This window comes from Mesorhizobium sp. CNPSo 4684 (assembly GCF_057784315.1).
Window position 1 is genome coordinate 23851 of sequence record NZ_JBWLUX010000015.1, and the last position, 23691, is coordinate 47541.

The 23691-nt window shown below is 64.2% G+C and carries 19 protein-coding genes and 2 tRNA genes; 7 read left to right on the forward strand and 14 right to left on the reverse strand.

All coding sequences use genetic code 11. The annotated features are described in order from the left end of the window. From AC04SG_RS15680 to AC04SG_RS15720, 9 genes are all read right to left on the reverse strand, one after another. Nucleotides 1-1029: a zinc-binding dehydrogenase gene (locus AC04SG_RS15680; RefSeq protein ID WP_488551788.1), complete on the reverse strand. Its 1029-nt coding sequence runs from the start codon at nt 1027-1029 to the stop codon at nt 1-3. A gap of 37 nt (nt 1030-1066) precedes the next feature. Then, nucleotides 1067-2338 (reverse strand): beta-ketoacyl-ACP synthase, encoded by a 1272-nt coding sequence (locus tag AC04SG_RS15685; protein ID WP_488551789.1) that lies wholly within the window; start codon nt 2336-2338, stop codon nt 1067-1069. Nucleotides 2339-2380: 42 nt separating this feature from the next. Then, a complete protein-coding gene (locus AC04SG_RS15690) occupies nt 2381-3571 on the reverse strand; it encodes a beta-ketoacyl-ACP synthase (protein ID WP_488551790.1) in 1191 nt (396 codons plus the stop codon). A 56-nt stretch (nt 3572-3627) separates the two neighbouring features. Further along, entirely contained in the window at nt 3628-3909 is a 282-nt protein-coding gene (locus AC04SG_RS15695; RefSeq protein WP_006335407.1) for an acyl carrier protein, read from the reverse strand. 177 nt (nt 3910-4086) lie between these two features. After that, the gene (locus AC04SG_RS15700) at nt 4087-5232 is read right to left on the reverse strand and encodes a slipin family protein (RefSeq protein ID WP_488551791.1); all 1146 of its coding nucleotides are present in this window, start codon (nt 5230-5232) and stop codon (nt 4087-4089) included. Nucleotides 5233-5599: 367 nt separating this feature from the next. Next, nucleotides 5600-5669, reverse strand: a tRNA-Asn gene (locus tag AC04SG_RS15705). A gap of 2 nt (nt 5670-5671) precedes the next feature. Then, nucleotides 5672-5745, reverse strand: a tRNA-OTHER gene (locus AC04SG_RS15710). Nucleotides 5746-5961: 216 nt separating this feature from the next. Next, on the reverse strand, nt 5962-6507 hold the full coding sequence (locus AC04SG_RS15715; protein ID WP_192257444.1) for a histidine phosphatase family protein: 546 nt from the start codon (nt 6505-6507) through the stop codon (nt 5962-5964). Between the two features lie 204 nt (nt 6508-6711). Then, entirely contained in the window at nt 6712-9726 is a 3015-nt protein-coding gene (locus AC04SG_RS15720; protein WP_488551792.1) for a caspase family protein, read from the reverse strand. Nucleotides 9727-9836: 110 nt separating this feature from the next. Here AC04SG_RS15720 and AC04SG_RS15725 point away from each other — a divergent pair, with 110 nt between their 5' ends. The 3 genes from AC04SG_RS15725 to AC04SG_RS15735 all read left to right on the forward strand — a co-directional run bounded on the left by AC04SG_RS15725 (nt 9837) and on the right by AC04SG_RS15735 (nt 13651). Beyond that, on the forward strand, nt 9837-10787 hold the full coding sequence (locus AC04SG_RS15725) for an AEC family transporter (protein WP_488551793.1): 951 nt from the start codon (nt 9837-9839) through the stop codon (nt 10785-10787). Nucleotides 10788-10981: 194 nt separating this feature from the next. Then, a complete protein-coding gene (locus tag AC04SG_RS15730) occupies nt 10982-12439 on the forward strand; it encodes an NAD-dependent succinate-semialdehyde dehydrogenase (RefSeq protein ID WP_112565342.1) in 1458 nt (485 codons plus the stop codon). A 186-nt stretch (nt 12440-12625) separates the two neighbouring features. After that, nucleotides 12626-13651 (forward strand): aldose epimerase family protein, encoded by a 1026-nt coding sequence (locus AC04SG_RS15735; RefSeq protein WP_488551929.1) that lies wholly within the window; start codon nt 12626-12628, stop codon nt 13649-13651. Nucleotides 13652-13658: 7 nt separating this feature from the next. On the opposite strand, the gene AC04SG_RS15740 is transcribed toward AC04SG_RS15735, so the two are convergent. Next, nucleotides 13659-14579 carry a sugar kinase gene (locus AC04SG_RS15740; protein WP_488551794.1) on the reverse strand — a complete coding sequence of 307 codons (921 nt, stop codon included), beginning with the start codon at nt 14577-14579 and terminating at the stop codon, nt 13659-13661. 156 nt (nt 14580-14735) lie between these two features. Here AC04SG_RS15740 and AC04SG_RS15745 point away from each other — a divergent pair, with 156 nt between their 5' ends. Both AC04SG_RS15745 and AC04SG_RS15750 read left to right on the forward strand, forming a co-directional pair. Continuing rightward, nucleotides 14736-15179: a FixH family protein gene (locus tag AC04SG_RS15745; protein WP_477341982.1), complete on the forward strand. Its 444-nt coding sequence runs from the start codon at nt 14736-14738 to the stop codon at nt 15177-15179. Nucleotides 15180-15183: 4 nt separating this feature from the next. After that, nucleotides 15184-16383, forward strand: coding sequence for a cytochrome-c peroxidase (locus AC04SG_RS15750; RefSeq protein ID WP_488551795.1), 1200 nt, complete (start codon nt 15184-15186; stop codon nt 16381-16383). 1 nt (nt 16384) lies between these two features. Here AC04SG_RS15750 and AC04SG_RS15755 read toward each other — a convergent pair whose 3' ends face one another. Then, a complete protein-coding gene (locus AC04SG_RS15755) occupies nt 16385-16837 on the reverse strand; it encodes an Lrp/AsnC family transcriptional regulator (RefSeq protein ID WP_488551796.1) in 453 nt (150 codons plus the stop codon). 164 nt (nt 16838-17001) lie between these two features. Here AC04SG_RS15755 and putA point away from each other — a divergent pair, with 164 nt between their 5' ends. Together putA and AC04SG_RS15765 are read left to right on the forward strand one after the other, a co-directional pair. After that, a complete protein-coding gene (gene putA / locus AC04SG_RS15760) occupies nt 17002-20610 on the forward strand; it encodes a bifunctional proline dehydrogenase/L-glutamate gamma-semialdehyde dehydrogenase PutA (RefSeq protein WP_488551797.1) in 3609 nt (1202 codons plus the stop codon). 88 nt (nt 20611-20698) lie between these two features. Next, nucleotides 20699-21760 (forward strand): glycosyltransferase, encoded by a 1062-nt coding sequence (locus tag AC04SG_RS15765; protein WP_488551798.1) that lies wholly within the window; start codon nt 20699-20701, stop codon nt 21758-21760. A gap of 38 nt (nt 21761-21798) precedes the next feature. Here the strand turns inward: AC04SG_RS15765 and hmuQ are convergent, their stop codons facing one another. The 3 genes from hmuQ to AC04SG_RS15780 are packed head-to-tail and all read right to left on the reverse strand — an operon-like array spanning nt 21799 to nt 23689. After that, the gene (gene hmuQ, locus AC04SG_RS15770) at nt 21799-22113 is read right to left on the reverse strand and encodes a heme-degrading protein HmuQ (protein WP_112565354.1); all 315 of its coding nucleotides are present in this window, start codon (nt 22111-22113) and stop codon (nt 21799-21801) included. 51 nt (nt 22114-22164) lie between these two features. Further along, complete coding sequence (locus tag AC04SG_RS15775; protein WP_488551799.1) at nt 22165-23247, reverse strand: energy transducer TonB family protein; 1083 nt, start codon at nt 23245-23247, stop codon at nt 22165-22167. Between the two features lies 1 nt (nt 23248). Then, on the reverse strand, nt 23249-23689 hold the full coding sequence (locus AC04SG_RS15780) for a hypothetical protein (protein ID WP_488551800.1): 441 nt from the start codon (nt 23687-23689) through the stop codon (nt 23249-23251). Nucleotides 23690-23691: the final 2 nt, after the last annotated feature.

Sequence of the window (23691 nt, forward strand, 5' to 3'; positions counted from 1 at the left end):
CTAGGAGACGCGCAGGATGATCTTGCCGAACACGTCGCGGCCTTCCATGCGCTTCAGCGCGGCGTCGATCCCATCGAAGTCGACTTCGGTGTCGATGACCGGGGCGACCTGACCGGCCGCCATCTTCTGCATGGCGTTGGCCATGTTCTCCATGCGGCAACCGAAGGAGCCCAGCAACTTCAGCTGCTGCTGGAAGAGCTGCATCAGATTGATCTGTGTCGACACGCCCGAGGTCGAACCGCACGTGACCAGGCGGCCGCCGCGCTTGAGGCACAGCATCGAGGCGGCAAAAGTGTCGGCGCCTACATGTTCGAAGACGACGTCGACGCCCTTCTTCTTGGTCAGCTTGCGCACGACGCCTTCGAAACGGTCGTCACGGTAGTTGATGACATGGTCGGCGCCGAGTGCCTTGGCCTTGTCGATCTTGTCGTTCGAGCCGACCGTGGTGATGATGGTGCAACCCATGCGCTTGGCCAGCTGGATCGCCGCCGAGCCGATGCCGGAGCCGCCGGCATGGATCAGGATGGTTTCGCCCGGTTGCAGCTTCGCATTGTCGAACAGCATGTGCTCGACCGTGCCGAAGGTGACGGGCGCGACGGCGGCGCCGACATCGGTCACGCCGGGCGGGGCAGGGACCAGCAGGCGCGCCGGCAGGTTGATCTTCTCCTGCGCGAAGCCGTCGAGATGGAAGCCGTGCACGCCCGATACATGTTCGCAGAGATTGTCGCGGCCTTCGCGACAGGCACTGCAGAGGCCGCAGGTGCGGGCGCCATAGATCGACACCAATTGCCCGGGCAGCAGGCTGGAAACGCCGGGACCGACGGCGTCGACTTCGCCGGAGGCTTCGGCGCCGACGACCAGCGGCAGCTTGCGCTTGGCAAAGGCCATGCCACGCCAGCCCCAGACGTCGATGTGGTTCAGCGCCACCGCCTTGATGCGCAGCGTGACCTCACCTAGTGCGGGCGGCGGCGGGGGCGGCAGGTCCACCGTTTCAAGACGGCGGTCCTCGATAAGTTGCAGTGCGCGCATAAGGCCTGTCGGTTCTGTTTGAGCGGAAAGCGCTCGCTTAGACCGGTTCCCGCGCCATGACAAGGCAGGTGTTCTGGCCGCCAAAGCCGAAGGAGTTCGACAAAACCGTGCCGACTTCGGCATTGCGCTTCTTGTTCGGCACCACGTCGAGCACGATCGCCGGGTCGGGATTGTCGTAATTAATGGTCGGCGGAATAACGCTTTCGCGCATGGTCATCAGCGAAAACGCCGCTTCGACGGCGCCCGCGGCCGACAGCGTGTGACCGATCATCGACTTGTTCGACGAGATCGGCATCGAGCCGATCCGCTCGCCGAACACGGTCGACAGCGACAGATGCTCCATCTTGTCGTTTTCCGGCGTGGAGGTGCCGTGGGCGTTGACATAGTCGATCTCGTCCTCGCTCAAACCGGCGTCGGCCAGAGCGGCGCGTACCGCCGCAATCGCCGGCGAACCGTCGGGCTTGGAGCGGGTGCGGTGGAAATCGTCGGCCTTTTCGCCGCAGCCACGCAGGATGCCGAGGACGCTGGCGCCACGGGCAAGGGCAGCCTCAAGCGATTCCAGCACCAGCGCGCCGGAGCCTTCGGCCAGCACAAAGCCGTCGCGGTCCTTGGAGAAGGGTTTTGAGGCCTTTTCCGGGATATCGTTGTGGGTCGACAGCGCCGACAGCAGCGAGAAACGGATCAGCGCCTCGGCGGTTGCAGAGCCGTCGGCGCCGATCGACAGCGCCAGGTCGCATTCGCCGCGGCGGATTGCCTCGACCCCGAGCTGGATGGCGGTAGCGCCCGATGCGCAGGCGGTCGACAGCGTGATCGGCAGGCCGCGCGTGCCAAACCGGTCGGCCAGCCGGTCGGCGATGGAGCCGAACTGTGTTGTTTCGAATATGTCCAATTCCTTCAGGCCGCGCGCCACCCTGAGCAGCCTCTCGGCGCCGGCGTCCTTGTTGTCGGAATTGTAGAGCGAGAATCGATCATGCCAGTCGAGCTCGACCGGCGGTGAGGCAAGGAAGAGCGGCCCGCCGAAATCAGAGGAATCGAGGCCGGATTCGGCCACGGCCTCATTTGCTGCGGTTTCGGCCAGCTCGTAAGTCAGCAGGCTGGCGCCCTTAGAGCTTGAGTCGAGGAAGTCGACCATGCCGGAGATGCGGGTGTTGAGGTGGTCGACGGGAAAGCGAGTGATGGGGTGGATGCCCGATTTGCCGGAGGTCAGCGCCGCCCAATTGTCTGCCTTGCCGACGCCGAGCGAGGTCACCACGCCGATGCCGGTGACGGCGACGATCGGCCTGCCCATGTGATCTCTGAGATTGGCCATCCGGAACCTCTTAACTTTGCAGCATGGTCGCGCAGCGCCGCCTCAGGCGGCGTTGACCATCGCCATGCCCTCGAATTGGTGATAGCCGATCGCCGTTGCAAGCACAGCTTGCGGAGTGCCTTCGAACGGCTTCTCGGTCGCGGCGTCGAAAACGGGGTAGGCGGCCTTGCGGTCGACAGCCAGTGCGGCGAGCGCCACAGCGAACGGAAACTGCGCTTCCTTCATATGCCCGGTCAGCGTCGCGAAACCGCGCGCCGATATCGCCGGATTGGCATCGAGCGCGGCCTTCTCGGCTGATGTTGCCGTATGCGCGCCGGAAGCGCCGGATATGGCAAGCAGCTTACCGTTCGGGAGTGCTGCCTGTTTGAGCAACGCCGCGATCTCGGCGTCGAGTTCGCCGCGCGAGCGCCGGGCGCGGCCGGAGACGACCGGTCCGAGCTCGGCATAGATCTTGCGGCCACGGCTTGTCGCGTGTTCGCGCTGTTCCAGCACCAGGAAGGCACCGCCGGAGCCGGAGACCAGGCCGCCACCCTCGGCACCCTGTCTTTGCCAGACCGGCTTCCACGGGCCGCGATGCAGATAGCCGGCCAGTTCATAGCCGAGCAGCATGTCGGAATGTTCGGTCTGGAAGGCGCCGCCGACCAGAATATGCGTCGACTGTCCCGAGCGGATACGCGCGGCAGCCGTCTCGACGGCGGCGACACCGGCACCTTCCTCGCCCATGAAGGTCCTCGACGATCCGGTCACCTTGTGGACGATGGAGATGTTGCCGGCGAGCAAATTGGAAAGCTGCGCCAGGAAGAGCGTCGGCCGCAATTCGGTGGTCAGCTTCTCGTTCAGCAGCACGTCGCGGTCGTTGCGGCTTTCCGAAGCGGCGAGGATGGCGGCATCGACCGCCTCGTCGCGCTCGCCGCCGCCGGCGGCGACAACCATGTCCATGGTCGTGCAGAGCTCGTCATTGCCCTTGATGCCGGCATCGTCCAGCGCCAGGCCGGCGGCATAGGTGCCGAGCCGCTGCCAGGTTTCCATCTGCCGCTGGTCGCCGCGCTTGGCGATCTGCAGGTTCCAGTCGATCTCGGGCAGCGGATGCACGGTATAGGGTGCAAAGCGCGCGGGTTCGAGCACCGGCTGCAGGCCAGGCTGCGCCAGCTTCTGCCAGTGGGCGTCAGGGCCTTCTCCCAGCGAGGAGACAAGGCCAATGCCAGTGATGACGACGTCGCGGGGGCTGCTCATGAGCGGCTTTGTGGGTCAGGCGGCGCAGCCCGTCAAGGCCGCGCGCTTGCCCGATATCAGGCGTTCTTGGCGGCGACCAGCGCGTCGATCTTGGCGCACAGGTTCTTCATGACGAAGTAATCGTCGGTCGAGGCCTTGCCGTCATTGACTTCCTGGGTCCACTTTTCCAGCGGCACCTTGATGCCGAATTCCTTGTCGATGGCGAAGACGATGTCGAGGAAATCGAGGCTGTCGATGCCGAGATCGTCGATCGTGTGGCTCTCGGGGGTGATGGTGTCGATATCGATCTCGCTGGTGTCGGCAATGATCTTGGCGACTTTGTCGAACGTGGTGGACAAGGGCTCTTCCTTCGGTTGCGGGCGGAATCTGTCCGCATCTGGTTTGGGCGCTGTCTAATCGGTTTTTCCCGGCAGGAAAAGGCCTGATGCGCCGGGCGCAGATGGGGAGGGGTCTCAAGAAGCGCAAGAAGGGCCGCCGGCTGATCCGGCGGCCCTTCCATTTGACGTAACGTCAGCTCAGCTCTCGCGCAGCTTGACGATGTCGTTGAGCAGTCCGCCCGTTCCGTTGTGGACGGTCAGCCGCTCGACCTTGCCGGCGATGGTTTCCAGAGCCTCAAGCTCCTTCAACCGCAGCATCACCGGGTTCTCGGCCATCACCCTGGCTGTGTTGAGGAGCGAACGCGTGGCGTTCGTCTCTTCGCGGCGGCGGATGACGTTGGCCTCGGCCTGCTTTTCGGCCGAAACCACCTGGTTGAGGATTTCGCGCATCTCGCCCGGCAGGATCACATCCTTGAGCGAGATATCGCTGAGCTCGACGCCGATCGCGGCCATGTCGGCACGGACCTTGGCCGCCGCCTCCTCGTCGACCGTCACCTTCTTTTCGAGGATCTGGTCGAGCGTCAGCGCGCCAAGCGTCTTGCGGAAGGCGTACTGCAGGGCGCGGTAGAGGGCTTCGGAGAAGTCCTTCACCATGCTCACCGCCTTGACCGGGTCGACGACCTGGTATTCGGCGGCAATGTTGATCCGGATCGTCACCCGATCCTTGGTCAGCACTTCCTGCCCTGCGACATCGAGCGACTGGCGCTTGAGGTCGACGACCTTCACCTGCACCATGCGTCCGACATTCCAGAACGCATGCACGCCCGCCGACAACGTGCGCACCAGCACACCGTCGACGAACAGCAGTCCGGCCTGGCCATCGACGACCGGATGGACGGACATCAATTCCGTCTTCCTGCTTTGGCCGAGCCGGCGCATCAGCGCCGGATCGATGGCAAGATCGACTGCGGTGTCGACCAGCGTCACCTTCCACGGGCCGGCATCCGTCCACAGCACCAGCTTGCGATCCGGCGCCAGCGCAGCATGCAGATTGCCGTCACGCTCGATGACGGCGACCTCCGTGCGTCCGGTGCGAACCACGGTCAAATGACGCGAGGCTACATCCGGGAGCTTGTCGAACAACGCCTTCTCGTACGCCGAAGCGAATTCCGGGTTCTTCAGATCGTGCCGCGACACCTCAAGGTTGCCGCGCCGGTTGGCGAGCGAATGCTCACCCGGCAGCAGGACAGCCTTGATCTCCCCCTTGTAAAGGGTGAGGGCACGTTCGTTTTCCCTCACGAGGACGCGCTCGCGTCCAAGAACCTTGTCGAGAATAGTCGTCATTGTCTTACTCCTGTCGGGCATGGCCCCATGCGAGGCGTCACGTCATGCGTCGATCTTCCCTTCGTTTCTCGTTTCAAATCGTCTCGTACTTCCAGCCCGGCACGAATGATCCGGGGACCGGTGACATCAATCCGTGGCGGGCCTTCGGGAGCGGATCGCGGGGCAGCCAAGCGGGCGCCGGAGGCCTTGGCCTCCCTTGCCGGCGACGCTGCGCCTTGATCGTCACCGCGAGCCTGGCCGCGAGCCGATGGCGTCGGACCCTTCGATACGGCCTCGGCCCGTGGGCTTCGGCCGCCTTGAGGTCTTCAGCATTCCGGTCCCCGGACCGTTTTTGGATAACACCACCCAAAGGTGTTGGCTTATCAGGCCAATGGAGAAGGACTCGAACCTTCGACAATCAGATTAACCGTCTGATGCTCTACCCAAACTGAGCTATCCGTGGTGCAGACAGCAGGACTCGAACCTGCGACCTCCGGACCCAAATCCGGCGCTCTCCCCCTGAGCTACATCCGCGATCCCAATCCCCGAAACGGCGCCGTATACAGGGCGACAAAGCCGCCTGCACGGGCGGAGACGAAAGCTCCAACCGTTGTGCTCGCTTCGGTTTTCGTGACCGGGAGCGCGCCTATAGACCCTGCGACGGGTTGTCGCAAGCGGCATTGTAGCGGCGAATTTGCGGCTTCTTTCGGCGGTGGTATTTCGGCAACAGTGCGAGGGATGGCGGCCTTGTCAGAAAGTGACGCGACCGAGCACGCGCAGGCCGTCCCCTTGCGGCTCGACCACCACCGCTTCGCCTTCGCGCGGCGAGACGCCGGTCAGCGCGACGATGTTTTCGAGATGGGTGACCATGACCAGATTGTCGGAGCCGGAATAGGCACGGATCTCCTTTATGACCGCTGCGAGCTGCGCGGCCTTCTCGGTCGGATCGCTCTTCAGCAGATCGAGCGGTGCAAAAAGCTCCGGCTCGGCTTCGAAGGCGATACGGGCGGTATCGAGGCAGCGGCAGTAGCGGCTGGACAGCACCCGCTCGATGGGCGCGGCGCGGGCGCCGAACAAGGCGCCGATCTTGCTTGCCTGCTGCTTGCCGCGCGCCGACAGATTGACCTGGGTGGCGCAGTTGTCGATGTCGAAATTGGCCGGGTCGGTGGTGCCGGTGACCAGCGCGTGGCGAAGCAGCACGACATGGCCGCCGTCACGCAAAAGCGCCCAGCCGGCATCTGTCGCATGGGCCGCGGCCGGGAGAACAAGCAGAAATAGCGCCACAAATCGAATCATCTGATACCTTCCGAGAGCCCGATGTCGGCCCCGGTTATTCGCATATAGGGATCGGAAAGCCGGCACAAAGACAAGCGAAAGGCGGACCCAAGCGCGTCGCGCCCGAAACGGATTCACGCGACGCGCTCTGGATTTTGTTCTTATGCATGTCGTTGTCCCAAAACCGGGGTCACTTTTGGGCGACATGCATTGGCGTCCGCAATTTCATTTTTTCGCCATCTGCTTCTTCGCCAGATCGATCTTCTGGTCGGTGAGCGGGATGGGGATCGTGTAGCCGGCTTCAGTAAAGCCCTGCTTGGCGTTCTCGAAGAATTCGATCGCCTTGAGATATTCCGGCTTGCCCGCCCCATAGCTGGCGCGGTTCCAGTGGACGTCACCAAGATTGTTCTGCTCGAAGGCCCACTGCAGTGGCTGGGTTTCACGCGTAAACACCTTCAGCGTCGCCGTGAACGCCGCTTCGGCGTCGTTGAGATATTTGTCGGTCCGCTGGAGATTGCCGAGATTGAGCAGGCTCATACCGATGCCATTTTGAGCATTGGCCCAGTCAACCGGTGCTGCCTCGATGGTGAGTATTTCGAGCGCTGCCCGCCGCGCCGCAATCGAATCCTGCAAGGTCTTGGGATCGGCATTGCTCATGCTCAACCAGTGCAGCGTCGAGCCCAGGCCGGCCTGGGCCAGTGCCCATTGCCGCGGGTTGGTCTCGCGCTTGTACTCGCGCAACGCATTGCCGTAGGCGTCGACCGCATCGCTATAGTGTTCGGGCTTGTCGGTCACGCCGCCCAGCAGCTGCAGCGTGTTGCCGAGATTGTAGTAACTCATGGCCCAGTCCTGCGGGAACTTCCGCCTGACATAGACCTGCCGTGCCGCCTGGAAGGCTGCCGCCGACTGTTCCAGCTTGGCCGCATCACGCGTGCGCTGGCCGAGCGTCTGGTAGATCGAGCCGAGATTGTTCTGCGCCGAGGCCCAGTCCATCGGGAAGCGCTGGCGGGTGAACACAGTCAGCGCGTCATCATAGGCGGAAGCTGCTTCTTCAAGCGTAGCCGTGCCCATATCGAAGCGGGCAACACCGCTCAGCGCATTTCCGAGATTGAGACGACTGGTGGCCCAGGACACCGGAAAGGTTTCCCGGGTCCGCACTTCCAGCGCGGCGCGGAAAGCGTCGGCCGCCTCATTGATCTTGGCCTTGTCGTTGAGCTGGATGCCAAGTGTGACCAGCGTGTTGCCGAGATTGTTCTCGACCATCGCCCATTCCACCGGCGTTTTGGCGCGTGTGTACTCCTCGAGCGCCAGCCGGTAAGCGGCTTCGGCCTGCTTCAGATGCTCGCCGACGGGTTCGCGTTCGGAGAGTGCATAGAGGGCGAGGCCAAGATTGTTCTGCGAAGATGCCCAGTCCACGGGCAGCTTGTCGCGCGGGCGCTTCTCCAGCGTGGCGCGCATTGCTGCCACCGCATCGTTCAGGCGCTTGGGGTCGCTTTCGCGTTCCCCTATCTTCAGCAGTACATTGGCCAGGTTGTTCTGCGCAGCGGCCCAGTTGCGATCATCTTTCTCGCGCTCGAAGACGACAAGCGAATCGCGAAAGATCTGCGCCGCTTCTTCCAGATGCGCGGTCTCGGTTTCGCGTTCGCCGATGGTTTGCAGCACGACTGCCATGTTGTTGCGAGTGATTGCCCAATCGCGATTCAGTTCACCGTCGGGGATGAAGTTCAAGATGACATGATAGGCCTCGATGGATTGTTGCAGGGCATTGAGGTCGCCCGTGGCGTAGCCATAAGCGTTCAGCGCCTCGGCCTCCTGGTTCTTGTAGTTCCAGCGCAGCTTGTCGTCCCATTTCTCGACCAGCGAGAACGCCTTGGCATAGTCGTTGGCGGCGGATTTGTAGTCGAAGACCAGTGCGGCGGCGTCGGCGCGTTTGGCATAGATGGCGGCGTCGGCGATGCGCTTTTGCCTGACCAGATCCTCGGCTTCGTCAACCGCACCGCTGTTTTGCTCAACCCGGCCGACCGCGTCATCGAGGAATTTGCGCGCCGTCACCATGGCGCCCTGGTTGATGGCTTTGTCGGCGGACGCGACCAGGCGGCTGATCTCGGGATCGTCGGTGCGCAGCGCCGCGCGCTCGGCCATCATCTTCTTCAGGCGCTCGGCCTGGCCGTCCAGGACCTTCTGCAGGTCGTTCGGGTCTTCCGGGATCTTTTCCGTTCCGAGCGCCCTGAGCACGCCGTAGAGCGCATCGAGCGGCACGCCGTCCTGCAGCGAGGCCAGTTCCACCTGCGCCCGCTTGGGATCGGGCAGGTCGGAGATGGTCAGCAGCAATTGCCGTCGCTCACCAGTGATCAGCCCATCATCGCCGGTCGGTTCCGGCGGCGCGACGCCGAAATAGAGCAGACGGCGCAGGCTCTCGCTGACCCAGGGGCGCTGCTTTGCCTTGGTGTCGAGATAGACCTCTTCGGTCACCATGCGCATGACCGAGCCGAATTCCGTACCCTTCATCGCCGTGAGGTGACGCAGAAGCGCCGCCGCATAGGGGCTGTTTTGGCCTACGGCGCCATCGAGCGCCGGGCGGCCCGGCTCCGCGGCAAAGCCGACCACCGTGCCGAGGCTGGCATCCTCCGCCGTTGCATTGCCGAGCGCCTTCGCGCCACGCACCGGTTCCAGCCCGCCGGCGCCGATGGGCTCGGCGGAAGCCGTCGGCGCCAGGCGTACGACCGCATCGGCCGGAAACGGATTGGTGCGGCAGGCGTCGAGCAGCACGATCGTCACCGGCACGGTCTTCTTCAACTCGTCCATGACGGCCGAAATCGGCACCAGCGCCTCACCGGCATTTTTCAGCGAGGAGACGTCGGCGTCGACCGGCACCAGAAAGTTCTCGCCGCCGGCCTCGATGCCATGGCCGGAATAGTAGATGAAGGCGACGTCGGCGCCTTCGGCATCCTCGGTAAACCGCTCCAGGTCGCGCTTCAGCTTGGCGGCATCACGATCGGTGACGTTGCGGGCGTCGAAACCGAGGTCGGTCAGCATCTTGGCCATGTCGCGGGCATCGTTGGCCGGATTGGCCAGGGCCGCGATATGGTCGTATCTCGATTGGCCGATGATCAACGCCACGCCCTTGAGGCTTTTGGTCTCGGCCGCCTGAGCCACCGATACGGCAAGGCAAAGCAGCACGGCGACGAAAGCCGCCAGCCGCCGGACAAGATTGCCTTTCGAGGTGCCGACAAAGGCCATTTGTCGTGTCGTCCGCCCAATGATCCAAACCCTCTATAAGCCTGCCAGCCGACGATGATCAAATTCGGGCGCGATTGCGCCGCGAGCATGGCTCGCTTATCCCTCGGGAAATGTCGCCGCTCACCGAAACTGTCCTCTTCGTCTTCAGCCTTGTCGCGCTCGGATATGTCGCCGGGTGGACCGGCTATCTCCGGCCGGCGAGCGGCGAGGGCATCTCCGAATTCGCCGTCAACGTGGCGATGCCGTTGCTTCTGTTCCAGACGATGGTGAAGTCCGACTTCCATGGTGTCGCGCCATGGTCGCTATGGGGCGCTTACTTCGCGGCCGTCGCGATCACCTGGGCCGCCGGCCATCTGGTCACCACCCGTGTCTTCGGCAGGGATTCTCGTGCCGGTGTCGTTGGCGGCGTGTCGTCGGCGTTTTCCAATGTCGTGCTGCTCGGCGTGCCCTTTATCCTCGGCATATTCGGTGCGGATGGCTTCGAGGTGCTGTCTCTGCTGGTCTCCGTGCATCTGCCGACCATGCTGATGGCCTCGATCGTGCTGTTCGAAGTGTTCGGCCGCGGGAGCGGCGAACCCGTGCATCCCTTGCGCGTTGTGCGTAGCTTCCTCAGGCGGCTGTTCATGAATCCGTTGATCATCGGCATTCTGGCGGGGCTTGCATGGCGCATCACCGGTGCGCCGCTGCCGGATGTCGCCATGCGCCTGGTCGATGCGCTGGCCGCTACGGCGGCGCCGGTGGCGCTGTTCGCCATGGGGCTCAGCCTGCGCCGCTTCGGCATTTCGGGCAATGTCCGGCCGGCGCTGGTGCTTTCGGCGCTGAAACTATTCCTGATGCCGGCGCTGGTGCTGGTCTTCGTCTGGCTGCTCGGCCTGCCGCCCTTGACGGCCAAGGTGGCGGTGATGGTGGCCGCGATGCCATCCGGCGTCAATTCCTACCTGATCGCCGTGCAGTTCAACACCGGCCAGGCGCTGGCGTCGAACCAGATGACCATCGCCACCGCCTGTGCCGTTCTCACGACGACCTTCTGGCTGACGGTGGTGGTTCACGTCTTCGGTTAGGCCACACGGCAATTTGCCTGTTGCGGCTCTCGTCTTGCTCTGGCCCAACCCCTATATGCCATCTTGCGATTGCTTGCGGGGCTTGCCCTAGGTTAAGAGCAGTGGCTTCAGCGTGCCGGCTCCGCAGCCTTTGCGCACGCTCGTCGAAGAGATCCAGAAACCGGCCCGTCAGTGCGCCGAACGGAGGCTAGACCATGCTTCAGAAAACCAGCCATTTCATGCGCCAGGCCAATCTCATCAACGGCGAATGGGTGCAGGCCGACAGCGGCCAGACGGTCGACGTCAACAACCCGGCCACCGGCCTCAAGATCGGCACCGTGCCGAAGTCGGGCAAGGCGGAAACCCGCCGCGCCATCGAAGCCGCCGCCGAAGCCTTCAAGAGCTGGCGCAAGACCACCGCGCTCGAACGCTCGAAGCTCTTGCGCAAGCTGCATGACGCGATGATGGATAATCAGGACGTGCTGGCCGAACTGCTCACCATCGAGCAGGGCAAGTCGCTGGCCGAATCCAAGGGCGAGATCGGCTCGGCCGCCGCTTACATCATGTGGTTCGCCGAGGAAGGCCGGCGCACTTACGGCGACGTCGTGCCGTCGCCGTGGGGCGATCGCCGCATCCTGGTGACCAAGGAGCCGGTCGGCGTCATCGCCGCCATCACGCCGTGGAATTTCCCGTCCTCGATGCTTGCCCGCAAGCTCGGCCCCGCACTTGCCGCCGGCTGCACCGCCGTCGTCAAGCCGGCCTCGCAGACGCCTTACTCGGGTCTCGCCTGGGGCGCGCTTGCCGAGGAAGTCGGCTTCCCCAAGGGCGTCGTCAACATCCTGACCGGCTCGGCTGCCGAAATCGGCGATGAGATCTGCGCCAACCCGCTGATATCGAAGATCACCTTCACCGGCTCGACCGAGGTCGGCAAGATCCTGATCCAGAAGTCGTCGGTCACCGTCAAGAAAGTGTCGATGGAACTCGGCGGCAACGCGCCGTTCCTGGTCTTCGACGATGCCGATCTCGACCGTGCCGTTGCCGGTGCGATCACCGCGAAGTACCGCAATTCCGGCCAGACCTGCGTTTGCACCAACCGCTTCCTCGTGCAGGCCGGCATCTACGACAAGTTTGTCGAGAAGCTGGTCGCAGCCAGCAATGGCCTGAAGGTTGGCTCGGGCCTCGAAGAGGGTGTGCAGCAGGGACCGCTGATCGACGTGAAGGCGGTCGAGAAGGTCGAGGAATTCATCGCCGACGCCACGTCCAAGGGCGGCAAGGTTGTTGCCGGCGGCAAGCGCCACGCGCTTGGCGGCTCGTTCTTCCAGCCGACTGTCATCGCCAATGCGAAGCCTGACATGCGCTTCATGAAGGAAGAGATCTTTGGCCCGATCGCCCCTGTGTTCAAATTCGAGACCGAGGAAGAAGCCATCGCGCTCGCCAACGACACAGAGTTCGGCCTTGCCGCCTATTTCTACACCGGCGATCTCGGCCGCGCCTTCCGGGTCATGGAAGGTCTGAAATACGGCATGGTCGGCGTCAATGAAGGCCTGATCACCACGCCGGAAGCGCCGTTCGGCGGTGTCAAGGAATCGGGCCTCGGCAAGGAAGGCGGACATCAGGGCATCGAGGATTATCTCGACACCAAGTATGTCTGCATTGGCGGCCTCGGCCTCTAACGCTTAGAAAGGCGGGGCAGGCTATGCGCCTGCCCTTGCCAGACGACATTCAGCCGGCCTAGAGCGGTTCAGCGGAAACGCCGAACCGCTCTATCTCATTGTTTTTCGCAATTCCGGACGGAAAACCGTTTCACACTTTTCCTGGAATTGCTCTAAGTCGACAGATCAACGAATTAGCATTTGGGCATAGCGATGAAGGACGGCGAGGTCTTCGGCACGACGCAGGCGGGCGAACCCGTCCGCCGGTTCACCATCCGGGGCGGCGGCATCAGCGCCAACATCATCGGGCTCGGCGCCATCATCCAGGATCTGCGGCTTGCCGGTCACGACGCCCCGCTGGTGCTGGGCTATGACCGCTTCGAGCCTTATGAGACCGACCGGGCCTTCTTCGGCGCGGTCGTCGGCCGTTATGCCAACCGCATCCGCGACGGCCGCTTCACCATCGCCGGCCAGCGCTACCAGACCGAACGCAATTTCCTGGGCAAGCACACGCTGCATGGCGGTTCGCGGGGCTTTTTCCATCGGCCATGGACGGTTTCGCTGCACGGCCGGGATTTTGTCACGCTGACCCTGCACGATCCCGACGGCACGATGGGCTTTCCCGGCGCGCTCGACGTCACCTGCACCTACCGGCTGAAGATCCCCGGCACGCTCTCCATGGAGCTGACCGCCACCTGCGAGGAGCCGACGCTGTGCAATCTGGCGCAGCATTCCTATTTCAATCTCGACGATGGCGGCAGCAGTGACATTCTCGACCACCGGCTGATGCTGAATGCCGGCGCCTATACGCCGGTCGATGGCGAGATGATCCCGACCGGCGTGATCAAGCCTGTCGACGGCACACCTTTCGACTTCCGCCAGGCGCGGCCGCTGCGCATGGAAACGGAAGGCGAGCAGCTCCCCTACGACGTCAATTTCTGCCTTGCGTCCAGCCGTGGTCCGCTTCACCAGGTGGCGTGGGCGCAAGGCGCCAATTCAGGCGTCGAGATGGAGGTCTGGACCACCGAGCCAGGCCTGCAGCTTTACACCGGCCAATATGTCACGCCGACCTCGGGCGGCCTGGGCGGGCGGCGCTACAAGGCGTTTTCCGGCTTTTGCCTCGAGGCACAGGCCTGGCCCGACGCGCCGAACCGGCCCTATTTCCCGCAGGCCACGCTGTGGCCGGGACAAATCTATCATCAGGTCACGGAGTATCGTTTCCGCTTACCCTGAGATTTCCTCAGCTGTTGAAAGCGGTTTTCAGCGTTTCGAACGGCGCCAGCGCACCGCGCACCTGCACGACAGCGGCGGCGACGCGATGCGCGCGCTGCACGGCCTCTGCTGGCGCATGGCCGGCAAGCCGGGCGGCGAGATAGCCGCCATTGAAGGAATCGCCGGCGCCGGTGGTGTCGACGGGGGTGGCGACATGCTGGGCCGGGACCGGCTGCAGGGTTCCGCCAGTGGCGATCAATGCCGGCTCCTCGCCATTCTTGACGACAACTTCGCCGACCAGTTTTCCAAACCGCGCTGCGGTCGCTTGCGGCGCGGTGTCGCCAAACAGCATCTGCTCGTCGGGGAAGGTCGGCAGCGCGATGTCGGTGACGGCAAGCGCATCGAGGATCGCAGCTTGCGCCTCTTTGCGACTCTGCCAGAGGCGCGGCCGGTAGTTGGGGTCGAAGGCGACCAGCGAACCGGCAGCGCGCGCCTTGGTCACCGCTGCCAGCAACGTCTTGCGCGCGGCGGCGTCGAGAATTGCCAAAGTGATTCCGGAGAAATAGACAAGCGCCTGGTTTTCAAGGCTTTTTGCCAGGGCGACCGAGTCCGAGGCAAGCCGCCTGGCCGCCGCGTCGCCGCGCCAGTAGGTGAAGGCGCGTTCGGCGCCGGTCAAGGTGATGGCGTAAAGGCCGGGCCGGGCACCCGGGATGACCGGGCTGGCGCCGATGCCGATGCCGTTTTCTGCGAAAAAGGAAATCTGACCCTGCGAGAACGGATCGTCGCCGAAGGCAGAGACGTAAGTGGCGGGCCTCTCGCCGCTCAGCGCATGCAGTGCCCATAGCGTGTTGAACGTGTCGCCGGCAAAGCCCATGCGCCAGTTGGGCCCGGTCTGGCCGGACAGTTCGAGCATGCATTCACCGATCGAAGCGATGCCGTCTGCTGCCATAATTCTCCCTCGGGGTTTGGTTTCGGTCCTGTAGCTTTTTGCGGCCGGCAGCGCCATGCTTGGCGGCGACGGATTTTTGCGCCAGAAGCGTTTTCCCACAGAAGCGGCGGGACGCGAATTGCTTCCCGGGACGTTATGTTTGGAAGAGGAACCGGTTTGGCATCGATATGGCGTTATCTTCTTGCGGGCCTTGGTCTGGCCGCCTTGCTGGCTGGCATACTGGCGATCGTCTATCTGACCGCGCCGCAGTCGGCGCCGGGCCCGGATGTTTCGCGCTCGAAGAAGACGGCGAATGGCCTGTTTGTCGCAAGTTTCCAGCCGGAGCGGGGCGTTATCAAACAAGGCGAGCTGCAATCCTGGCTGCTCACCTTGAAGACGGTCAAAGGCGATCCCGTGGAAGGTGCGGCGATCTCGGTCTCCGGCGGCATGCCGCAGCACAATCACGGCCTGCCGACCAGTCCGCAGGCGACCGATTATCTGGGCGAGGGGCGCTACCGCATCGAGGGGTTGAAATTCACCATGAGCGGCGTGTGGCAGTTGCGCTTCGCCATTTCAGCCGCGGCCGGTTCCGACACGGTCGTCTTCAACGTGGTGCTGTGACCCGATGAGCCGCCTGTCGCGTCTTCTGGCACTGGTGGCGGTTTTGCTGGTTGCCGGCTGCGGCAAGCCGGATTTTTCCGATGCCGAGAAGAAGACCATCGCTTCGCTGGCGCTGAACGCCTTGCCGGTGCTGAAGCCCGACACCACCAACCGCTTCGCTGACGTGCCGGCCGCAGCGGCTTTGGGCTCCACTCTGTTCTTCGACCAGGGCATGAGCCATGACGGCAACGTGTCGTGCTCGACCTGTCACAAGATCGACCGGCAATTCCAGGACGACCTGCCGCAGGCCGTCGGCGTCGGCCGCACCAATAGGCGCTCGATGCCGCTGGCCGGGGTGGCGCGCAATCCGTGGTTCTTCTGGGACGGACGGCGCGACAGCCTGTGGGCGCAGGCGCTGACGCCGCTGGAAAACCCGCTCGAGCAGGCGGGAAACCGCGCCGCCTTCGCGCATTACATCCAGAAGCGGTTCGGCGAGCGCTACGAGCGGATCTTTGGGCCGATGCCTGACCTTTCCACCGTGCCGGCCAATGCCAGTCCGCTCGGCAACGAGGCCGAGCAGGCGGCCTGGAAGGCGATGACTGCGGCCCAGATGGACGATGTCAACCGCGTCTTTGCCAATATCGGCAAGGCGATCGCCGCCTTCGAACGGTCGATCGAACCGGCGCAGACGCGCTTCGACCGTTTCGCCATCGACCTGGCGTCCGGCGCCAAGCCGAAAGCCGACGATGCCTTTTCGCCGGAGGAAATGCTCGGGCTGAAATTGTTCATCGGCAAGGCCAATTGCGTGACCTGCCATAACGGGCCGCGCTTCACCGACAACAGTTTCCACAACACCGGCGTGCCACCGGTGAAGGACTTGCCGCTGGATCGCGGCCGCTTCGATGCCGTGGCGCAGGTTGAAGCTGATCCGTTCAACTGCTTCGGCGCGTTCCGCGATGGTGACGCCGGCGCCTGCGGCGAACTGCGCTTCATGGTCAAGGACGCGCCCGAACTGATGCGCGCCTACAAGACGCCGTCGCTGCGGGGCGCGGCGACGCGGCCGCCCTATATGCATGCCGGCCAGTTCTCCTCGCTGGAGGAGGTGGTGGCGCATTATTCGGCGGCACCCGCTGCTGTCGAGGGCATCTCCGAGGTGCACCCGCTGCAGCTGTCGGACCGCGAACGCGCTGCGCTGGTGGCATTCTTGAAGACGCTGTCGGAGTGAGTCAGCGGTCCTTCACCGTCTCCATTGCCACGAAGGTCGAGGTCTGGGCGACGTGCGGGAGCGCCGAGATGCGCTCGCCGAGCACGCGGCGGTAGGCGGCGATGTCGGTGGTGCGGACCTTCAGCAGATAGTCGAAGCTCGACGCCATCATGTGGCACTGCTCGATTTCCGGCACGGCCTGCACCGCGCGGTTGAAAGCGTCGAGGGCGGCCGAGCGCGTATCCGACAGTTTGACCTGGACGAAGGCGACGTGGCCTTCGCCCATGCGCTCGCGGTCGATGATCGCCTGGTAGCCTCTGATGTAGCCGTCCTTTTCCAAGCGCTTTACCCGCGCCTGCACCGGCGTCTTCGATAGGCCGACGTTGCCGGCCAGTTCCGACATGGACAGCCGTCCGTCGCGCGCCAGGGATGACAGGATGTTTTTATCGATGCGGTCCAATTGGTCTTCTGTCACTGATATTGCAGTCCAATTTATGAGGAAATGAGCACAATGATAGTTCATTCGGCCTGCAATGTCGATTTCTTTGGACCGGTTGAAAATACGGCTCTGTGCTAGCTTGCGCCATTCGGTCCGGCGACCGCCGGCCCGTTCCCTGATGCTCGCTCCGCAGGACCGCCATGCCGCTCGACACCATCCGCCAGCAGATCCGCGCCAACTACCTGCCCGACGAAGACGCGGCGGTGAAGAGGCTTGCCGAAGCAACCGGGCTTTCCACCGAAGACCGCGATGCGATCTCGGCTCGTGCCGCCGATCTGGTGCGGGCGGTGCGCGGCTCGTCCGACCCGCGGCTGATGGAGGTTTTTCTCTCGGCCTACGGCCTCTCCACCAAGGAAGGCGTGGCGCTGATGTGCCTGGCCGAGGCGCTGCTGCGCGTGCCCGACACCGAGACCATGGACGACCTCATCGCCGACAAGATCGCGCCGCATGACTGGTCGGCGCATTCGGGCGGTTCGAGTTCGATCTTCGTCAATGCCTCGACCTGGGCGCTGATGCTGACCGGCCGCGTGCTCGACGAGGGCGAAGGCGGCATCGAAGGGACGCTGCGCTCGATGGTGCGAAGGCTGGGCGAGCCGGTCATCCGCAAGGCGGTCGCCGCCGCCATGCGCGAAATGGGCGAGCAGTTCGTGCTCGGCCGCACCATTGCCGAGGCGATCAAGCGCGGCCGTCCGATGATCCAGAAAGGCTATCTCTATTCCTTCGATATGCTGGGCGAGGCGGCCCGCACCGAGGCCGACGCGCTGCGCTATCTCAAGGCCTATGCCGACGCCATTTCCTCGCTCGATTCCGGTTCGAACGGTCCCGATATCCGGCAGAACCACGGCATCTCGGTCAAGCTGTCGGCGCTGCATCCGCGCTATGAAGAGGCGCAGAAGGAAAAGATGCTGCCTGTCATGGCTGAGCGGCTGCTGTCGCTGGCGCTGGCCGCACGCCATTCGCGCATGGGCCTCAACATCGACGCCGAGGAAGCTGACCGGCTGGATCTGTCGCTGGATGTCATCGAGCGCGTGCTGGCCGAGCCGGAGCTTGCCGGCTGGAACGGCTTTGGCGTCGTCGTCCAGGCCTATGGGCCACGCGCGGCCTTCACCATCGACTGGCTCTATGCGCTGGCGAAAAAGTACGACCGCAACATCATGGTGCGGCTGGTCAAGGGCGCCTATTGGGACACCGAGATCAAGCGGGCCCAGACGCTCGGGCTTTCCGGCTACCCCGTCTTCACCCGCAAGGCCAACACTGACGTTTCCTACATCGCCTGCGCCAAGAAACTGCTTGGCATGACCGACCGCATCTATCCGCAATTCGCCACCCACAATGCGCATACCGTCGCCGCCATCCTGTCGATGGCCGACAATCGCGACGCCTTCGAATTCCAGCGCCTGCACGGCATGGGCGAGGCGCTGCATGAGACGGTGCGCCAGGCCGAAGGCACGCGCTGCCGCATCTATGCGCCGGTCGGCGCGCATTCCGATCTGCTCGCCTATCTGGTGCGCCGCCTGCTGGAGAACGGCGCCAACTCCTCTTTCGTCCATCAGCTGACCGACGAGGATGTCGAGCCGGAGGATATTGCGCGTGATCCGCTCGAGACGGTCGAGAGCCAGGGCCCCGCCGCCAATCCGGCGATCGCTCGTCCGGCGACAATCTTCGGCGCTGGGCGGCGCAATTCGAAGGGGTTCGACATCGCCGATCCGGTGACGCTGGCGGCGATCGACAAGGCCAAGGCGGCCTTCGCCGGGCCCGAGCGCTGGCATGCCAAGCCGATCACGCGTGCGGCCGGCTACGGCAAGCAGCGCCGGGTGGTCAATCCGGCGAAGCCCGACGAGGTCGTCGGCACGGTCAGCGAAGCCGCCGGCAAGCAGGTCGCGACGGCCGTGCGCTTTGCGGTGGAGGCGCAGCCTGCCTGGGCGAAGCGGCCCGTCGCCGAGCGTGTCGCGATCCTCAACCGCGCCGCCGATCTCTATGAGGCCAATGCCGTCGAGTTCTTCGCGCTCGCCACCCGCGAGGCCGGCAAGTCGCTGGCCGACGGCGTCGCCGAAGTGCGCGAAGCCGTCGACTTCCTGCGCTACTACGCTGCCGAAGCGGCGAACAATGAAGCGGGCACCGAGGCGCGCGGCGCCATCGTCTGCATCTCGCCTTGGAATTTCCCGCTCGCCATCTTCACCGGCCAGATCGCTGCCGCGCTCGTCACCGGCAATTCGGTCATCGCCAAGCCGGCCGAACAGACGCCGCTGATCGCCTTCCGCGCCGTCGAACTGTTGCGCGAGGCCGGTGTGCCGGAGGATGTCATCCAGCTTCTGCCCGGCGATGGCCCGTCGGTCGGCGGACCGCTGACCGCGGACCCGCGCATCGCCGGCGTCTGCTTCACCGGCTCGACCGAGGTCGCCAAGCTGATCGAAAAGCAGTTGGCCGAGACGGCAGCGCCTGATGCCATGCTGATCGCCGAGACCGGCGGCCTCAACGCCATGATCGTCGATTCCACGGCACTCCCCGAACAGGCGGTGCGCGACATCCTGGCGTCTGCCTTCCAGAGTGCCGGCCAGCGCTGCTCGGCGCTGCGCGTGCTCTATGTGCAGAAGGACGTCGAGAAGAAGATGCTGGAGATGCTGAAGGGCGCCATGGAGGCGCTCACGATCGGCGATCCTTGGGCTATTTCGACCGATGTCGGTCCGGTCATCGACGATGAGGCGCAGGCTTCGATCCGCGACTATTGCACCACGATGGGCCTGCAGGGCCGGCTGATCGCCAAGCTCGAAGCACCGAAAGATGGCCGCTTCGTCGCGCCGCATGTGGTCCGGGTCAAAGGCATCGAGGAGATGGAGCGCGAGGTGTTCGGCCCGGTGCTGCATGTCGCCAGCTTCGACGCCGACGGGATCGACGCCGTTATCGCCGCCATCAACCGCAAGGGCTATGGCCTGACCTTCGGCCTGCACACCCGCATCGAGGGCCGCGCCCAGCATTTCGTCGACGGCATCCATGCCGGCAACATCTATGTCAACCGCAACCAGATCGGCGCCGTCGTCGGTTCGCAGCCCTTTGGCGGCGAGGGGCTTTCAGGCACCGGGCCGAAGGCCGGCGGTCCGCATTATCTCCGGCGGTTCCGCAAGGGGCCGGAGGCCGGCACCGAGATTGCGGAGGGCCACAAGGTGACGGCGACCGAGCTCGCTGACAACCTGCCTGATCCGACGCTTGGCGGCTGGTCGACGCGGCCGGACCGCATCGCCATTTTGAGAAAACATCTGCGCGGCAAGGGCGCAGCGGCGATCGGCGCTGCCGCTGCAATCGATTTCGGCCAGGTCGACCTGCCCGGGCCGACCGGCGAGGCCAACACGCTGTCGCTGTCGCCGCGCGGCCGGGTGCTGTGCCTCGGGCCGGACGCCGACACGCTGCTTGCCCAGACGATCCAGGCGCTTGCCGCCGGCAACGCGGTGCTGGCCGTGGCGCCCGGCGCGCCGGCAGCCCTCTCCGCGTTGACCGGCAAGGGGCTGCCGTTGGCAGCCATAGATGGCCGGCCCGACCCGGTCGAGGCGCGTTCGCTGCGCGTCGACGTTGTCGCCTTCTCGGGCAAGCCGGAAGCAGCCCGCATCGTGCGCAGGGTCATCGCCAACCGGAGCGGCCCGATCGTGCCGCTGGTCAGCGAAGTGCTCAACCCGGCGGCCTATGCGCATGAACGCGCCGTCTGCGTCGACACCACCGCTGCCGGCGGCAATGCCAGCCTGCTCGCCGCGGCGTAGGGAACTCTTCGCGGCTCGCTTGCCTGTGACTGGTTGCAAGGATATGCGCTGATAGAGAACAGTAACCCGAGCGGGCGCAGCCGAGCCGATGGAAGACACGTCCCTACCGTTCGAGCTGCCGCGCGTGGCCGTGGTCATCACCTGCTATAATTACCGGTCTTATGTCGAGCGTGCCATACGCTCTGTGCTGGCGCAGACCTACCGGAATTGGGACTGCGTCATCGTCGACGATGCCTCGACCGACGGCTCGGCCGAGCATGTCCGGCAGCTTCTCCAGATCATAGACGATCCGCGCCTGCGCCAACTGGTGCGCCAGGACAATGGCGGGCAGATCGCGGGCTTCCGCGATGGCTTTGCCGCGACCGATGCGCCTTTCATCGCATTTCTCGATGCCGATGACGTCTGGCTGCCGGACTTTCTCCTCGCGCATCTGTCGGCCCATCTCAACACGACGCATTCGGCCGCGCTGTCCAGCTCCGACGTTTTTCTGGTCGATGGCAACGACACCTTGCTCGCCGGTACTTTCCTTGCGTTGTGCAAACCGCGTTCCGGGCCGGAACGCAATGGCGTCGCCATTGGCCCCGGCGGCCAGCTTTCCGGCATGGCGCCAGGGATCCCCTATGCATCGCAGCATCCCGTAACCTATTTTGCTCCGAACGTGTCGGGCTGGCTGTGGTCGCCGTGCTCGGCCATCCTGTACCGGCGTGGTGCGCTGGAGCCGGTATTGTCGTTCCCTTTCAAGGCGAAAGTGGGGACCGACTACCTGACGGCAACATGTGCGCATATGGCCGGTGGCAGCCTCATCTTGTCCGAATGCCTCGGTCTCTATCGCCTGCACGGGTCCAACCTATCTACCAGCACTGCCTTTGCCGGTGGTCCTGTGCTGCAAACGCCTGGCTTCAGAACCTACAGGAGCGTCCTGGCTGCGGATGTCGTCGACTATGTGCTGGCGAATTCAACTTGGCTCAGCGATGTCAACGGGCGCAATTTCATACCCGCATTCCTGAAGCAGCATGTGCGCCAATTCAGGGAAATCGCCCGCGATCCGCGCCTTGTGCGTTATCTGTCCCGCGGACAGCCTTTGCAACGGCTGCGCCTGCACATTGCCGGATGGTTGCGGCGGCTGGGCGGCCGCGGCTCGATGCGATAAATGACAAGAGCGCCTGAGGTTCTCACGCTCGAGTCGCGTCAGGCGCCTTCGACGACCGAGAAGCCTTCGAACTGCGGATGGCCGAGATAGTGCACCTTCGAGGTGCCGGCGTTGCGGTGGGCGGCGCGGAAATTCTCGGATTTGGTCCAGGCGACGAAATCCTCGTGACTTGCCCACACCGTGTGCGAGGCAAACAGCGTGTAGCCCTCGGTCTCGTTGACCGGGCCGCGCAGCAAGTGGAATTCCCTGAAGCCTTTCATCTCCGAGAGGCTGGAATCGCGGTTCTTCCAGACATCCTCGAAGGCGGTCTCCGAGCCATTCTGGACCTTGAAGCGGTTCATCGCGATGTACATTGGCTTCCTCTTGAATTGGCGGACGACATTTGGCGAAGGTCTACGAGCTGCTTAAAACGGGCCGATCCGCGCCCTGAACACCCAGCTTGACATGCCGGTCTCGGGTGGAATGGGCGGGAACGGGGCCTGCTGGCGTACCAGTTTCAAAGCGAATTGGTCGAGTTCTACGGATCCTGAACTTTCGGCAAGCTGCAGGTCGCTGATGCTGCCATCGGCCATGACGACGAAAACGACCCTGGCATTGTTGAGAGCCTTTTCCTGAATCTCTTTCGAAACACGGCGGTTGGCGCGGGCAAGCTTGTTTTGAACTTCAACGCTGTAACCGGATTCCATCGCATTGCCGGCTGCGTCCTGTTTTTTACCCTTGCTGGCCGCCGCCAGCGCGTCACGTTCCTCGCCATCTGTCGCGCCAGCGTCTACCGATTCTGATGGGCTAGGCCTCGGGCTCGGGACCGGGGCCTTGGCATCAGGCAAATCAACAGGAGGCTCGTCGGCGGGCGGCGCCTCTGAACTTTGCGGTTGAACGGCTGGCGATGTCGGCTTCTCAGCCACTGGGGCGGCACTTTGATCATTCGGGATCGCCGCCGTCAGTGTATCTGGAGCGACGATTGCCTGTTTGGCGGCTTCCGACGCAGGCTTGGGTGCCGGCGGCTCCTTGACGGGTTTGGCCGCCTCGGTTGACGGCGCGGGTTGAACGGCCTCGGGCTTGGCCGGCTGCGGATCGGCTACCAGGGCAACATCGATCGCGTCGGGCGGCAGGTTTTTCAAAGCGGTGCCGACGACATCGGCGCCGGATTGTTGGGAGCCTTCGGCTTGTATCGCATCTCCGGTATCGAACGTTCCGGCGGGTGCGACCAGGAAAGCGGCTGCTGCCGCCGCGTGCAGCAGGCAGGAGGCAACGATCGCCACCGTCCATTTGCGATCGGCCGCCGGCCGCGCAAGCGGCGCGGGCGGCGCAATCGCCAGTTCGTTGCCGGCGTCGTCGGGGAGGGGGCTGATGTCCTGCATATCTTGCGGCGAGACCTGCCGCGAGCGAGGCGGGATTGTCAAATCAAGATCGGTTGCCGGCCATGACGGCGGACCGGAGACGGGCCAAGCCGCGCTGTCCTGCCAGAAGGCGGGATGCAGGCCCACCTCAGACGCCGAAAGCGATACCAGTCTTGGTCTGCGTTTTCAGCCCGCGCATGCAGGCGCCCGGCTCGACACCGGTGCCGGCGCATTCGGTGGCGCTGTTGATCAGCACGCGGCTGAGTTTGGCGCAGTTGGTGCCGGCGAGGTCGAAGCGGGTCACCTTGGTCTTGCCGGCGGGTAGATCCTTGAAGTCGAGCACGCTCAGACGGTCGACGACGCCGGCCTCGTTGAACAGCGCGATCTCGAAGGCCGCCTTGGACAGATCGGCGCCGAGCGCATTGTTGACGACGAAAGTCAGCCGGCAACCCTTGTCGGAGGGTTGGGCGGCATTGAGCTCGAGGCTGAGTTGCGGCGCCGGCGCGGACTGCGACCACGCCGGCATCAAGCCGAGCGACATCGCCAGCGTCGAGGTCAAGAGACGAAGCGATGTCGTCAACTTTATCATCA